General features: G+C 69.7%; 13 protein-coding genes. 6 read left to right on the plus strand and 7 right to left on the minus strand.

The features are described 5' to 3' along the window. Nucleotides 1-1,293: a M18 family aminopeptidase gene (locus ACWEMY_RS14785; protein ID WP_452390445.1), complete on the plus strand. Its 1,293-nt coding sequence runs from the start codon at nucleotides 1-3 to the stop codon at nucleotides 1,291-1,293. On the opposite strand, the gene ACWEMY_RS14790 is transcribed toward ACWEMY_RS14785, so the two are convergent. Next, complete coding sequence (locus tag ACWEMY_RS14790) at nucleotides 1,294-2,586, minus strand: glycosyltransferase 87 family protein (protein WP_452390446.1); 1,293 nt, start codon at nucleotides 2,584-2,586, stop codon at nucleotides 1,294-1,296. 142 nt (nucleotides 2,587-2,728) lie between these two features. On the opposite strand from ACWEMY_RS14790, the gene purL reads away from it, so the two are divergent. Both purL and ACWEMY_RS14800 read left to right on the plus strand, forming a co-directional pair. After that, nucleotides 2,729-5,020, plus strand: a complete 2,292-nt coding sequence (purL, locus tag ACWEMY_RS14795; protein WP_452390447.1) for a phosphoribosylformylglycinamidine synthase subunit PurL — start codon at nucleotides 2,729-2,731, stop codon at nucleotides 5,018-5,020. 21 nt (nucleotides 5,021-5,041) lie between these two features. Beyond that, the gene (locus ACWEMY_RS14800; protein ID WP_452390448.1) at nucleotides 5,042-6,838 is read left to right on the plus strand and encodes an alpha/beta hydrolase; all 1,797 of its coding nucleotides are present in this window, start codon (nucleotides 5,042-5,044) and stop codon (nucleotides 6,836-6,838) included. 48 nt (nucleotides 6,839-6,886) lie between these two features. On the opposite strand, the gene ACWEMY_RS14805 is transcribed toward ACWEMY_RS14800, so the two are convergent. Next, nucleotides 6,887-7,177 (minus strand): YiaA/YiaB family inner membrane protein, encoded by a 291-nt coding sequence (locus ACWEMY_RS14805; protein WP_375933585.1) that lies wholly within the window; start codon nucleotides 7,175-7,177, stop codon nucleotides 6,887-6,889. 162 nt (nucleotides 7,178-7,339) lie between these two features. Here ACWEMY_RS14805 and ACWEMY_RS14810 point away from each other — a divergent pair, with 162 nt between their 5' ends. Together ACWEMY_RS14810 and ACWEMY_RS14815 are read left to right on the plus strand one after the other, a co-directional pair. Continuing rightward, entirely contained in the window at nucleotides 7,340-9,046 is a 1,707-nt protein-coding gene (locus ACWEMY_RS14810) for an alpha/beta hydrolase (RefSeq protein WP_452390449.1), read from the plus strand. Next, nucleotides 9,043-9,693, plus strand: coding sequence for a CPBP family intramembrane glutamic endopeptidase (locus ACWEMY_RS14815; protein ID WP_452390450.1), 651 nt, complete (start codon nucleotides 9,043-9,045; stop codon nucleotides 9,691-9,693). The genes ACWEMY_RS14810 and ACWEMY_RS14815 overlap by 4 nt, the downstream gene beginning before the upstream one ends. A gap of 6 nt (nucleotides 9,694-9,699) precedes the next feature. On the opposite strand, the gene ACWEMY_RS14820 is transcribed toward ACWEMY_RS14815, so the two are convergent. The 4 genes from ACWEMY_RS14820 to ACWEMY_RS14835 form a co-directional block, all read right to left on the minus strand. Then, on the minus strand, nucleotides 9,700-10,566 hold the full coding sequence (locus ACWEMY_RS14820; protein WP_452390451.1) for an alpha/beta fold hydrolase: 867 nt from the start codon (nucleotides 10,564-10,566) through the stop codon (nucleotides 9,700-9,702). Between the two features lie 34 nt (nucleotides 10,567-10,600). Further along, nucleotides 10,601-11,005, minus strand: a complete 405-nt coding sequence (locus ACWEMY_RS14825) for a hypothetical protein (protein WP_452390452.1) — start codon at nucleotides 11,003-11,005, stop codon at nucleotides 10,601-10,603. Nucleotides 11,006-11,104: 99 nt separating this feature from the next. Continuing rightward, entirely contained in the window at nucleotides 11,105-12,013 is a 909-nt protein-coding gene (locus ACWEMY_RS14830; RefSeq protein WP_452390453.1) for a ribonuclease Z, read from the minus strand. 105 nt (nucleotides 12,014-12,118) lie between these two features. After that, complete coding sequence (locus tag ACWEMY_RS14835) at nucleotides 12,119-12,517, minus strand: HicB family toxin-antitoxin system (protein ID WP_452390454.1); 399 nt, start codon at nucleotides 12,515-12,517, stop codon at nucleotides 12,119-12,121. Between the two features lie 234 nt (nucleotides 12,518-12,751). Here ACWEMY_RS14835 and ACWEMY_RS14840 point away from each other — a divergent pair, with 234 nt between their 5' ends. Continuing rightward, nucleotides 12,752-13,150: a sterol carrier family protein gene (locus ACWEMY_RS14840; RefSeq protein ID WP_452390455.1), complete on the plus strand. Its 399-nt coding sequence runs from the start codon at nucleotides 12,752-12,754 to the stop codon at nucleotides 13,148-13,150. Nucleotide 13,151: 1 nt separating this feature from the next. On the opposite strand, the gene ACWEMY_RS14845 is transcribed toward ACWEMY_RS14840, so the two are convergent. Next, on the minus strand, nucleotides 13,152-14,474 hold the full coding sequence (locus tag ACWEMY_RS14845; RefSeq protein ID WP_452390456.1) for a YhgE/Pip domain-containing protein: 1,323 nt from the start codon (nucleotides 14,472-14,474) through the stop codon (nucleotides 13,152-13,154). Between the last annotated feature and the right edge of the window lie 174 nt (nucleotides 14,475-14,648).

Raw genomic sequence — 14,648 nt, forward strand, 5'->3', positions numbered from 1 at the left:
ATGCCTGTATCTCTGACAGCGGCCACTGCCAGCGGACTGTGTGCCTTCATCGATGCCTCGCCGTCACCGTTCCACGTGTGCGCGACGGTGGCCGCCGAACTCGAGGGCAACGGGTTCACGCCGCTGCCGGAGGAGCGGCCGTGGGAGTCGGCCGGGGGCAAACACTATGTGGTGCGCGGGGGTTCGCTGATCGCGTGGGCCGATTTCGATGCCGCGCCGACCGATCCGTTCCGGGTGGTCGGCGCGCACACCGACAGCCCGAACCTGCGGGTCAAGCAGCATCCGGACCTGTCGTCGGCGGGCTGGCAGCTGGTCGGGCTCGAGCCCTACGGCGGGGCCTGGCTCAACTCCTGGCTCGATCGCGAACTCGGCATCTCGGGGCGGCTGAGTGTGCGAGAGGGCGACCGGATGCGCGATCTGCTGGTGCGTATCGACGAGCCCATCCTGCGGGTGCCGCAGCTGGCCATCCACCTGTCCGAGGACCGGCGCGGGGTGACGCTGGACCCGCAGCGCCACGTCAACGCCATCTGGGGCATCGGCGCACCCGGGGTGCCGTTCCTGGACTTCGTCGCCGAACGGGCCGGGGTGGCCGGGGCCGATGTGCTCGGCTGGGAACTGATGACCCACGATCTGGCGCCGAGCACGATCGTCGGCCGCGAGCACGACCTGGTCAGCGCGCCCCGGCTGGACAACCAGGGCACCTGCTACGCCGGACTGCAGGCGTTCCTGGCCGCCGTCGACGAACCGGGCGCCGCGTCACCGGTGCTGGTGATGTTCGACCACGAGGAGGTGGGCAGCCAATCCGATCGGGGTGCCCAGTCGGATCTGCTGCCCGCGGTGCTGGAGCGGATCGTCCTCTCGCGCGGCGGTGGTCGCGCGGATTACCTCGCCGCCCTCGCCGGTTCGATCGTGGCCTCCGGGGACATGGCGCACGCCACGCACCCCAACTACCCCGAGCGGCACGAGCCCGCGCACCGCATCGAGATCGGCGGTGGGCCGGTGCTCAAGGTCAACCAGAACCTGCGCTACGCCACCGACGCGGCGGGCGCGGGCGCGTTCGCGCTGGCCTGCGCGCAGGCGGGGGTGCCGTTGCAGCGCTACGTGCATCGCGCCGATCTGCCGTGCGGGTCGACCATCGGCCCGATGACGGCGGCGCGCACCGGCATCTCGACCGTCGACATCGGCGCCCCGCAGCTGGCCATGCACTCCTGCCGCGAACTCATGGCGGCCGCGGATGTCCCCGCCTACGCGGCTGCGCTGGCGGCCTTCCTGACCCCGGTCGAGCTGGATTGATCAGGCGCTCGCGAGCGCGGGCTTGTTCGGCCGGTAGGTGCACACCGCGTACACGATCACCGCGAACGTGGCCCACACGTAGCTGCTGCCGATGATCTGCTGCCACCAGCTCCAGGCCAGTTCCTTGTCCTCGGAATGCGGCAGCACCCACTGCGGGCCGACGATGAACATCAGCGTGAACAGGGCCACCACGGCGGTGAATCCGCGCGAGCGCCGCCGGGTGGCCTGATCCACCGCGATCACCAGCGCGGGCGCCGCCCACACCCAGTGGTGCGACCACGAGACCGGCGAGACCAGCAGCACCGCGGCGGCGTTCACCAGCAGCGCCGCCACATCGGACCCCGCGTCGATGAGCCGCACCATCCAGATCGCGGCCAGCCCCACGGTCAGCACCGACAGCGCGATCCACAGTCCAGTGGCCATCGTCTCGTCCAGGCCGAGCCGGAACAGCGTGCCCTTGATCGACTGGTTGCCCGCGAAGTACGGGGTGCCGATGCGGCCGGTGTCGGTGACGGTGTGGAACCAGTACTGCACCGAGTCGTTGGGGAACAGCAGGAAGCCGATGCCCACCGCGCCCGCCGCCGAGACCACCAGGGTGGCCGCGGCCTTCCAATCGCGGCGCAGCAGGAAGTAGAGCAGGTAGCCGGCGGGGATGAGCTTGATCGAGACGGTGATGCCGATGAGCATGCCGCGCGGCCAGAACGGCTTGCGGACCAGCGCGTCGACGGCGACCACGGCCATCAGCACCAGGTTGATCTGGCCGAAGTTGAAGGTCTGGCGCACCGGTTCGAGGAACTGCGCCAGCCCGAGACCGGCGATCAGCACAGTCAGCACCGAGATCCGGTCGAGTTCGGGACGCACCCGCACCAGCGCCAGCCACAGCGCGATGCCCAGGCTCACCAGCGAGGTCACCAGCACCACGATCTCGGCCACCACCAGCGGCATCAGCGCCAGCGGAACGAAGAACATCGCCGCCAGCGGCGGATAGGTGAAGGGCAGGCCGAGGCCGTAGACCGGGGGCATCGGGCCGTAGAGATCGCCGCCGTCGAGCCACACGCGCGCGCCGTTGCGGTAGACCTGCAAGTCGATGAAGCCGTGCCACCAGTGCGCCAGCAGCGCGACGGCCGCGGAGAACACGAACAGCCCGACGGCGGCGGCCAGCCAGCGGCGCTGACGGTCCGGATCCAGCGGCTCGGGCGGACGGTCCTGACCGGAAGAAGTGGCGCTCGATTCCGCCCCGCGCGCGGGAACAGGCGGCTCGACCTGCTCGGTAACCCCCGGACTTTCGTTCACGGCGTCAGAGTAACGGGTCAGCGCCCGGTCGAGGCGCGGGTGTGATCAGCTCGAATCCGCCGGGGCCTCCGGCAGCGGCAGGTACGGCGCCGATTAGACTCCGTAGTCAAGTTCCCCCCGGCCGAAAGGACCCTGGTCTCCCGTGACACTGCAGGTCGACACCGTCGCCACCGCCGCAGCCACCCCGGATGCTCCGCAGCCGTACAAGGAACTCGGTCTCAAAGACGACGAGTACGCCCGCATCAAGGAGATTCTGGGCCGTCGGCCCACCGACGCCGAACTGGCGATGTACTCGGTGATGTGGAGCGAGCACTGCTCGTACAAGTCGTCCAAGGTTCATCTGCGCTACTTCGGCCAGACGACCACCGACGAGATGAAGGCCTCCATGCTGGCCGGCATCGGCGAGAACGCCGGTGTGGTCGACATCGGTGACGGCTGGGCGGTCACCTTCAAGGTCGAGAGCCACAACCACCCGTCCTACGTTGAGCCGTACCAGGGCGCGGCCACCGGCGTCGGCGGCATCGTGCGCGACATCATGGCGATGGGCGCGCGCCCGATCGCGGTGATGGACCAGCTGCGCTTCGGCGCGGCCGACGCGGCCGACACCCGCCGCGTGGTCGACGGCGTCGTGCGTGGCGTCGGCGGCTACGGCAACTCCCTGGGCCTGCCGAATGTCGGCGGCGAGACCGTCTTCGACGCCTCCTACCAGGGCAACCCGCTGGTCAACGCGCTGTGCGCGGGTGCGATGCGCGTGGAGGACCTGCACCTGGCCTTCGCCTCCGGTGCGGGCAACAAGATCATCCTGTTCGGCGCGCGTACCGGCCTCGACGGCATCGGTGGCGTGTCCGTGCTCGCCTCGGACACCTTCTCCGGCGAGGAGACCGGCACCGGCCGCAAGAAGCTGCCCGCCGTGCAGGTCGGTGACCCGTTCACCGAGAAGGTGCTCATCGAGTGCTGTCTGGACCTGTACAAGGCCGGTCTGGTCGTCGGCATCCAGGACCTCGGCGGTGCCGGGCTGTCGTGCGCCACCTCCGAACTGGCCGCGGCCGGTGACGGCGGTATGCACATCGACCTGACCAAGGTCCCGCTGCGCGCCAAGCACATGACCCCCGCCGAGATCCTGTCGAGCGAGTCGCAGGAGCGCATGTGCGCGGTGGTCACCCCCGAGAACGTGGACGCCTTCATGGCCGTCTGCAAGCGCCACGACGTGCTGGCCACCGTCATCGGTGAGGTCACCGACGGCGATCACCTGGTCATCTCCTGGCACGGCGAGACCGTGGTGGACGTGCCGCCGCGCACCGTCGCCCACGAGGGCCCGGTCTACGAGCGCCCGGTGCAGCGTCCCGACACCCAGGACGCGCTGATCGCCGACACCACCGCGAACCTCACCCGGCCCAAGACGGCCGACGAGCTGCGCGAGACCCTGCTCACCATGATCGCCAGCCCGCAGCTGTGCAGCCGCAAGTGGATCACCGAGCAGTACGACCGCTACGTGCGCGGCAACACCGTGCTCGCCGAGCACGCCGACGCCGGCGTGGTCCGCATCGACGAGGAGTCCGGTCGCGGCATCGCCCTGGCCACCGACGCCTCGGGCCGCTACACCAAGCTCGACCCCTACACCGGCGCGCAGCTGGCGCTGGCCGAGGCGTTCCGCAATGTGGCCACCACCGGCGCCACCCCGAAGGCCGTCACCAACTGCCTCAACTTCGGTTCGCCGGAGGACCCGGGCGTGATGTGGCAGTTCCAGCAGGCCGTGCGCGGTCTCGCGGACGGCTGTGCGGCCCTTGGCATTCCGGTCACCGGCGGCAACGTGAGCTTCTACAACCAGACCGGCAAGGACGCCATCCTGCCCACCCCGGTGGTCGGCGTGCTGGGCGTGATCGACGACGTGCACCGCCGCATCCCCACCGGCCTTGGCCTCGAGCCCGGCGAGTCGCTGATCCTGCTGGGCGAGACCCACGACGAGCTCGACGGCTCGATCTGGTCGCAGGTCGTGCACGACCACCTCGGTGGCGTGCCGCCCAAGGTCGACTTCGCCCGCGAGCAGCTGCTTTCCGAGGTCCTCACCTCCGGTTCGCGCGACGGCATGATCTCCGCGGCGCACGACCTGTCCGAGGGCGGTCTGGCGCAGACCGTCGTCGAGGCCGCGCTGGCCGGGGAAACCGGTTGCCGCATCGTGCTTCCCGAGGGGTCGGACCCGTTCGTGCAGCTGTTCTCCGAGTCGGCCGGGCGCGTGCTCGTCGCGGTGCCGCGCTCGGAGGAGACCCGCTTCACCAAGATGTGCGACGCGCGGCAGCTGCCGTGGGTGCGCATCGGCGTGGTCGACCAGGGCTCGGATTCGGTCGAGGTGCAGGGCCAGTTCTCGGTGACACTCGCCGAATTGCGCGAGGCGTTCGAGGGCACGCTGCCTAAGCTGTTCGGAGCGCACACGTAAGCCGACGATGAGGAGTCGAGCTTGACCATCGATGATGCGAGCTCGGCTCCCGCCGCGGCGGCCGCCGCACCCGCCCCCGTGGAACCGGTCTCCGGCAAGCTCCGGGTGATCCACCTGGTGGAGCGGTTCTTCCACCCGAACTACACCGGTCTGCTCGTGGCCACCATGTTCTACGGCTGGTCCATGACGCCCTCGCTGCTGCCGCGCGGCTGGTTCTTCCAGGGCCTGGTCAGCGGCATCAACGCCACCATCGGTTACGGCCTCGGCTGCGCGCTGGCCTGGGCCTGGCGGCGCTGGGTCCTGCCGCGGATCACCTGGCCGGACCGGGCGAAGGCGTTCTGGGCGAAGCGGCCGAGCTGGACCGCGCTCGCGGTGAAGTCCGCGATCGTGCTGGTGTGCCTGGTGTTCGCGATCCTGATCACCCTGCAATCGGCGCGCTGGCAGCGCGAGATCACCGATCTCATGGGCATGGAACCGGTGTCGGACTCGCTGGCCGCCTACCTGCGCACCACCCTGCTCGGTGCCGTGGTGGTCGGGCTGCTGATCTGGATCTCCCGTGGGGTCGTGCGCCTGGTCCGCGCGGTGAGCCGCGGGCTGAACCAGTGGGTGCGCATCCCCACCTCCTTCGCCCGCCCGCTCGGCATCCTCATCGTCGGTGTCGCGGCGGTGCTGCTGTTCAACGGTGTGCTGGCGAAAGCCTTTTTCACCGTGGCCAATTCGGCGTTCGGTGCCCGCAACAGCCACACCTCCGCGCACGCCGTCCAGCCGACCCTGCCCGAACGCTCCGGCAGCCCGGCCTCGCTCGCGGCCTGGGACACCCTGGGTTCGGAGGGGCGCTGGTTCGTCGCCAACGCGCCGACGCCGCTGGCGATCGAGGAGGTCACCGGAAAGCCTGCCCGCGAACCGATCCGGGTGTACACGGGCCTGGAGTCGGCCGACGGTTTCGAGGCGCAGACCGATCTGGCGGTGGCCGAACTCGACCGGACCAAGGCCTTCGAGCGTGAGGTCCTGGTGGTCATCAGCACCACCGGCACCGGCTGGGTCGACACGACCAGCGCCGAGGCCATCGAGCTGATGTTCCACGGCGACACCGCGCTGGTGGCCACCCAGTACTCGTATCTGCCCAGCGCGCTGTCGTTCCTGTCCGACCGCGACAAGTCGATGACGATGGGCCGCCTGCTCTTCGACAAGGTCTACGAGCGCTGGTCGGCGCTGCCCGAGGACAACCGGCCCAAACTGCTCGTCTACGGCGAGAGCCTCGGCTCGCAGGGCTCCGAGGGCGCCTTCTCCGGCCTGGCCGACATCCGCAACCGCACCGACGGCGTGCTCTGGGTGGGCCCGCCCAACTCCAACCGGCTCTGGTCGGAGTTCGTGCGGCGCCGCGATCCCGGCACCGAGGAGATCACCCCGACCTTCGCCGACGGATTGTCGGTGCGCTTCGCCGCCAGTGCCGACCAGCTCGGGAAACCGTCACCGAACTGGACCGATCCGCGCATCGTCTATCTCCAGCACGCCTCCGATCCGGTGGTGTGGTGGTCACCGGATCTGCTGTTCGGTCAGCCCGACTGGCTGCGGGAGAAACGCGGGCCGGATGTGTCGCCGTCGATGTCGTGGTATCCGATCGTCACGTTCTGGCAGGTCGCGGCGGATCTGCCCCGCGCGCAGACGGTTTCGGACGGGCACGGCCACAACTACGGCAATCTGGTGCCCGACGCGTGGGCCGTGGTGGCCCAACCCCCGGACTACACACCGGAATCGGCGGAGCGGATCAAGGCGTATCTGATCGAGTCGATGGCCACCGAGCGGCAGTTGAAGTGAGGAACCAGGGCAGCGCCGAACCCCTCGATCGGGGCTGCCCCGGTTCGCTCACGACACCGACTTGAACGGATTGTGTTCGGCGATCAGCTGTTCGATGCGCGCCTCGTCCAGTCGAGTCATCACCGACTGGGTCTCCTGCTGGTCGCGCACCACCTTGGCGAGGGTGAAGCAGCTGGTCACCAGGAACAGGCCCGACATCGCCAGGAAGGCGCGCTGCCAGCCGTCCAGCGGCAGGTAGGCGATTCCGGCGCCGGTCCCGAACAGGCTGACGGCGAACGCGATCGCGGCCTGGGCCATGTAGGCCGAGGTGTTCTTCGGCTTGGCATTGGGTGTGCTCATGGGAACAAGTGTGCTGACCAGGTCGTTCGCGCGGGCGCGTGAAACTACTCGAGTGCGATGGGTAGTTGCCGCCGAAAGTGACCGACCCGCCACTCACAACAGCCTGCTGCGCCCAACCCGGCCAGCCATACTGGGGGAGTGTCTGCGGCAGGCTCGACCCTCGTGACGTTGCGTGCGCGCGGCGCCGCGTTGCTGCGTCGCGCCGAGGACGTCATCGACCTCAACTACCCGGGCCTGGTGCTGGCGACCCTGTTCTTCGCCCTGTCGGTGACCCCCTCGCTGGTGCCGCGCGACTGGCTGTTCCAGGGCCTGATCAGCGGGATCAACGCCGCGATCGGCTACGGGCTCGGCTGTGTCCTGGAGTGGATCTTCCGGCGGTGGGTGCGGGCGCGCATCCCGATCCCCAGCCCCTCGGACCGGCTGCGCTACGGCATCAAGGCGACGGTGCTGGTCGCGTGCGTGCTGGTCGCGGGGCTGATGCTCATCCAGTCGGCCCGCTGGCAGCGCGAGATCACCTCGCTGATGGGGATGGCCGGGACCACCACCCCCGCCTACCTGCGCACCGGGCTGCTCAGTGTGGCGGTCGGCGTCGCGGTGGTGGCCGCCTATCGCACGCTGCGCACGCTGGTGCTGGTGCTGGCGCGTCAGCTCAACCGCTGGGTGAAGGTGCCGCGCGAGCTCGCGCCCGCCGCCGGGGCGCTGGTGCTGGTGGTGTTCGCGACGACACTGTTCAACGGTGTGGCCTCGCGGGCGTTCTTCGCCGTCGCCAACTCCGCGTTCAGTGTGCGCAACGACCGCGACAGCGCGTACGCGGTGCGGCCGGTGAGCCCCGAACGTTCCGGCAGCCCGGCCTCGCTGGCGGCCTGGCAGACCCTCGGCTACGAGGGCCGGTGGTTCGTGTCCAACGGGCCGAGCGCCGACGACATCGCCGAGGTGACGGGAAAGCCTGCGCGCGAACCGATCCGGGCCTATGTGGGGCTGGAGTCCACGCACGGGGACCAGACCGCCGCGCAACTCGCCGTCGCGGAACTCGACCGGACCAAGGCTTTCGAGCGTGAGGCCATGGTCGTGGTCACCACCACGGGGACCGGGTGGGTCAACGGGATGGCCGCCGGCGCGATCGAATACCTCTACGGCGGCGACACCGCCCTCGTGGCCACCCAGTACTCCTATCTGCCCAGCGTGCTCTCGTTCCTGTCCGACCGGGAGAAGGCCGCCGCGGCGAGCCGCGAACTGTTCGACGCGGTGTACCAGCGGTGGCTGGCCCAGCCGGAGGGACACCGGCCGAAACTGTTCGTCTACGGGGAGAGCCTGGGCTCGCAGGGTTCGGAGGAGGCCTTCGACGGGCTCGGTGACCTGCGCGAGAAGGTCGACGGCGCGCTGTGGGTGGGGCCGCCCAACTCCAACCGGCTGTGGAAACAGTTCGTCGACCGCCGCGATCCGGGATCGCCGCAGGTGGAGCCGGTGTACGCCGACGGGCTGGTGGTCCGCTTCGCCGACGACGCGACCGACCTCGGTCCACCCGAGACCTGGCGCGCACCGCGCATCGCCTACCTCCAGCACCCCTCCGACCCCATCGTGTGGTGGTCGGCCGACCTCATCTTCACCCAGCCGGACTGGCTGAGCGAACCACGCGGGACCGATGTGTCGACGCAGATGCGGTGGGCGCCGTTCGTGACGTTCTGGCAGGTCACGGCCGATCTCACCAATGCCCAAGGCGTCGTCGACGGGCACGGGCACCGGTACGGGACGCTGGTGCTGGACGGGTGGCTCGCGGTGGCGGCACCGCCGGACGTGAGCGCGGTGGAGATCGACCGCATCCGGGCGGCGCTGGAAGCGGCGGAGGTCTACGAGCGGGAGGTGAAGTGACGGGCGGTGTCCGGGGCGCGTGGCGCGCGCCGAGAACTGTTCTCGCTCTGGTCGTTCCGCCGCTGTGGAGCAATCGGGTGCTCCCCGCGCTGGAACTGCCGTTGCGCGGGCGGACGGCGGCCAATGTCGCCTTCGCGGGGCTGTACTCCGGGGTGTTCGGTGGGCGGCCGAATTGGCTGTCGGCCAGTGGGTTTCGCTGGGGACTGGGCGGAGCTGCCGCGGTGATCGCCGGATACGGTGTGGCGCTGTCGATTCCGGCAGTACGGCGGTTGCCGCTCGAAGTGGCCGAGCGGGTGCCGGAGACGTCCACGCTGGAATGGATCGCGCTGCACATTCCCTTCGGCACGGTGCTGGCGGAGGAGGCGGTCTTCCGTGGGACGCTCGACCCGCTCCTCGATGACGAGCTCGGCCCGGCGGCCCCAGTGGTCGGCGCCCTCGATTTCGGTGTGTGGCATGTCCATCCGGCGCGCGCGGCCGGTGACCCGGTGGCGGTGACGGTCGCGGCGACCACGCTCGCCGGGCTCGTCTTCGGGTGGTTGCGGCGCCGGTCCGGCAGTGCCACCGCGCCCGCGCTGCTGCACCTGGCGATCAATGCCGGGGGAGCGCTGGCGCCGGTGGCGGCGCGGTGGATCGAGAACCGGCGGTAGGCCGGGTCAGGCGGTGGCGACGAAGGTGGCGACGGCGTCGGTGAAGGCGTCGTTGTCGTCGCCCGCGGCGGTGTGGGCGGCGGTGCCGATCTCGGCCATGCGGGCGTGCGGGGCCAGGGCCAGGAAGGCCGCGGCGCCCTCGTCGCTGACCACATCGGACTTGCCGCCGCGCACCAGCAGCACCGGGATGGTCAGTGCCTCGGCGGCGGCCTCCATCTCGGCGACGCGGTCCTGCGGATTCGCGTCGACATCGCTGATCAGGTCCGGGTCCCAGTGCCAGTACCAGCGGCCGTCGCGCTGCCGCAGATTGCGCAGCAGGCCGTCGGCGTTGTCCGGGCGCGGGCGGTGCGGCATGTACGCGGCGACGGCGTCGGCGACCTGTTCGAGGGTGTCGAAGCCGTCGCGGTGCCTGCCGAGGAAGTCCATCACGCGCTCCACGCCCGCGTTCTGTGTGCGGGGCACGATGTCGACCAGCACCAGGGCGCGGATGGCGGAACCGGCCGGGTCGGCGGTGGCGAGCAGGCCGGTGATCCCGCCCATGCTGGCACCGACCACCACCGCGCCTGCTTCCGGTGTCGCGCCGAGCTGGGCGAGCACGGAGTGCAGGTCGGCGACCATGGCGGTGCGGGAGTAGTCGCGCTCGGATGACCAGTCGCTGTCGCCGTGCCCGCGCGCGTCGACGGCGACCACCCGCATCCCGGCGGCCGCCAGCGCGCGACCCGTCCGCTTCCAGGAATGCCGGGTCTGGCCGCCGCCGTGCAGCATCACGACCAGCTGGCCGGTGTCGGGACCGAAGCTGTCGGCGGCGAGGGTGAGCCCGTCGCTGCTGCCGCGCAGCCGCAACGTCGTCGGTTCCGGATCGAGGACACTCATGGGACGAATGTACGACTTCTGTGCGTCTCCATGCCTAGCCGGGCATGATTTCCCAGGTCAGGAGCTCGACCTCCGGTGAGGGCGTGCCGTCCCAGGGGTGCTGCCGGAATGCCGGGTCGCGCACCGCGACGGTGGCGGGATCGTGCGGGCACACGCAGGCGATCGACAGCGTAGCGGTGCGTTCGCCCAGCTCGTGGGCGGCGAGGTCGTGGGCCAGGGCGGTGGCGACCACGCGCAGCTCGTCGATGCCAGGGGTACCCGGCAGGCAGAGGTCAAGGGACAGGTCGACCAGCCCGTCCTGCTGCGGGGAGAACGCCAGCTGGCCGCCCGCCACGCGGACATCCGGGGGCAGCGGGGTGGCGGCGACGAAGCGAGCGAGGTCGGGGCCCGCGATGGTCTGGGGCCCGGTCGGCTGGTCGCCCGCGCAGGCGGCGACCAATGGTGACGGTTCGGGTGGGTGGTGTCGTCGGGGGCCTGGCAGGCGGTGGCCAGGGCACACAGCGCGATCAGGGCGGGCACGCCTCGCATGGTGACGACCCTAGTGCGTGGGCGGGGCGATGCGGCCGGATCGGCGGGCGGGCAGGGGGATTCGGGCCAGGTCGTGGGCGAGGACGGCGCCGGGGAAGCCTGCCTGTTCCAGGAACAAGGGGTCGTCGGATTCGGTGTAGCGCTCGGAGAAATGGGTCAGGACAAGGGTTTTCACTCCGGCCGCGCGGGCGACCTCGCCTGCCTGGCGGGCGGTGAGATGTCCGCGTTCGGCGGCCTGTTCGGTCTCGGTGTCGAGGAAGGTGGACTCGATGACAAGCAGGTCGACGCCGTCGGCGAGCGCGAAGACGTTGTCGCACAAGCCGGTATCCATCACGAAGGCGACCTTCTGGCCGGGCTTGGGGGTAGTGCATTCGGCGAGCAGCTCGCCCGACAGCTCACGAACCGCCGCGCCGGTGATGCCGTGCTCACGCAGTTTCGCCGGTAGATAGGCGCGGCCGTCCGGCTCGGCCAGACGGTAGCCGTATGTGGGGATGCTGTGCGCCAGCGGGAGCGCGGTGATGTTGAAACCGTTGCCCTGCAACGTTTCCCAGGCGCCGCTGACCGGGTGCTCCACCAGGGAGGGCTCGTCGTGGTAGCTGGTCGCGTACCGCAGGCGCTGCCAGTATTCGGCGCCCTCGGCCGGGAACACGGCGTGCACGTCGTGCGGAACCCGGTCGCGGCCCAGCCGCTGCACGACACCGGGGACGCCGAGGGAATGGTCGCCGTGGAAATGGGTGACGCACACCCAGCGCAGTTCGGTCGCCGACGCGCCCGCCAGCGACATCTGCCGCTGGATGCCCTCCCCGGGATCGAACAGGACGCCCTGCCCGTCCCAGCGCAGCAGGTATCCATTGTGGTTGCGGCGGCGCGTCGGCACGGCCCCCGCCGTACCGAGGACGAGCAGCTCACGGGTCGACATCGCCCCATCCTCGCGGGTCGACCGCGCCCGCGCCAGGCGGTCTACCTGGTGAACAACCGCAGGGATTCGTCGATGACAGCGGTGCGAGTGCGCCGTTGGCCGACCTCAGGAATTGGCGAGCTGGGAGGCTCGCTGGAAGGTGACTCCCAGGACTGCGCCGATGTCGCGGACGGGAACTCCGTCGGCGGCGAGGCGGCGCGCGGTCGCGGTGGCGATCCGCATGGCACGGGCTTCCTGGCGGGCCGCCTCGGCGCGTGCCCGGGAGACCTCCTCGGCGGCGGCCGTCACATCGGTCTCGCCCACGTGGGCGGAGATGGTGAGCTCGACCGTCGACGGGGCGACGTCGGCCACCGTGCAGATGTAGTCGGTCGCCTCTTTGGCGATGTCGGCATAGCGTCGTGCCTGGGTGAGCCCTTCGATATTGCCGTTGACGCCGTCCAGCTGGGGAATCCGGATCATCCACCAGCGGTCGTCTCGGGACACGTCGATCTGGTAGACGGTCATGATTCCTCCGTGCATTGCGCCTGGCACTGGGCGATCGCCTTGTTCACGACACGAACCATGCCCGGTGACTGCGAGTTGTGTCCGGAAGCCACGGTCACCGTGACGACTCGATGCCCGCAGATCCACATCGTATGGCCTTAGTCTAGTTAATTTTACGGAATCAAGTCTAATCGATTGGACGATGTACGGATGGTTGGCTGCCGAAGTGTCGGTCGCGGTCGGTACCGTGCCGGTATGGCGAGGAAGACGGTGGATCCGGGGGAGGTGCGAGCGGCGGTGCTCGGGGTGCGGGAGTGGTTGCACGACGAGACAGCGCCGGCGCCGGTCCGTGCGGACATCGCGGCGGCGGTCAAGGGGACGGCTCGGGCGTTGGCGGGGAGTGCGCCGGGGCATTCGGTGGAGGTGCGGGTGCCGCCGTTCGTGGCCGTGCAGTGCATCGAGGGCCCCCGCCACACGCGCGGAACACCGCCGAACGTCGTCGAAACCGACCCCCGCACCTGGCTGCTCCTGGCCACCGGCCTCCTGGATTTCGACACCGCCGTCGACTCCGGAGCACTGTCGGTTTCCGGCTTGCGGGCGCGGGAGATCGCGGGTTGGTTACCGATCGTCGCGGTGCGTCCGAGCACCGGGTAGGTCAGGCCGCGGTTTTCTTCTTGTCGACCAGGTTTTCGCGGTGGAGGCCCTTGTAGTCGTAGTACTTGGTGATGACTACGCCGCCGATGAGGGCGATGAGTAGGCCGAGGAGGGACATCCAGATGCCTCGGCCGAGGCCGGCGGTGTAGTCGGATTCGAAGTAGAGGATCGAGCGCATGCCCAGGTAGACCTGGTGCATCGGTTCGAATTCGGCCAGCCAGGCGATGTAGGTGGGGGTGGCCTGGATGGGGACGGTGCCGCTGGAGGAGGGCAGGCCGAGGATGACGAAGACGGCCAGGTTGATGAGCAGGCCCGCGGTGCCGAAGGCGGCGAGGGAGGCCATGCAGGTGAGGCCGACCGCGATGAGGGCCAGGACCGAGAACAGGAACAGCTGGGTCGGCTGCTGACCGGCGACGCCGAGGATCTTCGCGACGAGCAGATAGAGCAGCGAGACCACGATCGCCACGAAGCCCATCACGCCCCATTTGATGAGCAGCGTGTGGAATCGCGAGATCGGGGTGGGTGGATAGTGCACGTACCAGGGGCCGTACTCGGTGGGCTGGAAGCCCAGTTGCGCGTCGACCATGGTGTGGATGACCATCGCGCCGACCACCCCGGCCATCAGGATCAGCAGCGCGTAGAAGAAAGCGGTCAGGCCAAGGCCCGCGCCCTTGCCCAGCGGTCGCCAGTCCCGCTCGATGATGTGGATCGGCTGGGACAGCGTGATCTGGGCGGCACCGGAGATCTGCGGCGCCTGCGCGCCCTCCGGCGTCGCGGCGAGGGTGTCGCGGACCTGGGCGGTGAGCTGGCGGCCGACCTGGTTGTTCACCTCGCTCATCGCCCGCTCACCGATGCGGGTGACGATGCCCGCGGAGTACGGGCCCATGCCGGGATTGGTCTGCACGGTGATGATCGGGCGCTCGATCTCGCCGCCGACCACACTGCCCACCCCGAGAATGCCCAGCCGTTTGCTGAAATCACTGGGGATGACGATGGCACCGTAGATCTGCGCGCTGCGCATCAGCCGCTCGGACTCGCTGATCCCGACGACCTTCAGGTCGATCTGGTCGGCGGGCATCCCGGCCACCAGCGCCTCGGCCACCTGCTTGCCGAAGTTCACCTGCTGGGGGCGGCCGTCGACGTCGATGGTGTCGCCGACGTCCTGGTTGACCAGCGCGATCGGGAAATCGTGCAGATTTCCCTCCGGGTCGGAGATGTAGGCCAGATACATCACCCCGAGCAGGGACAACACGATCGAGAGCACGACAGTGGGCGCGAACACGATCCGGAGCCAGCGGCGCGGTGGGATGCGGAGTGTGTCCAACGTCGCTCTCCGGCTCCGCGCCGGATCGGAATCCTTCGCGACCGATTCGGTGTTGTCCACGGGAGACGCTGGGGAATCAGCTGGTTCGTGCGCACTGTCATCGGTGGTCACGATCGGCACGGTAACAGCTGTGTCCCCGGAATTCGCGTGATCACCACTGTCGATTGCGCCGGG

This window comes from Nocardia sp. NPDC004415 (genome assembly GCF_053602435.1).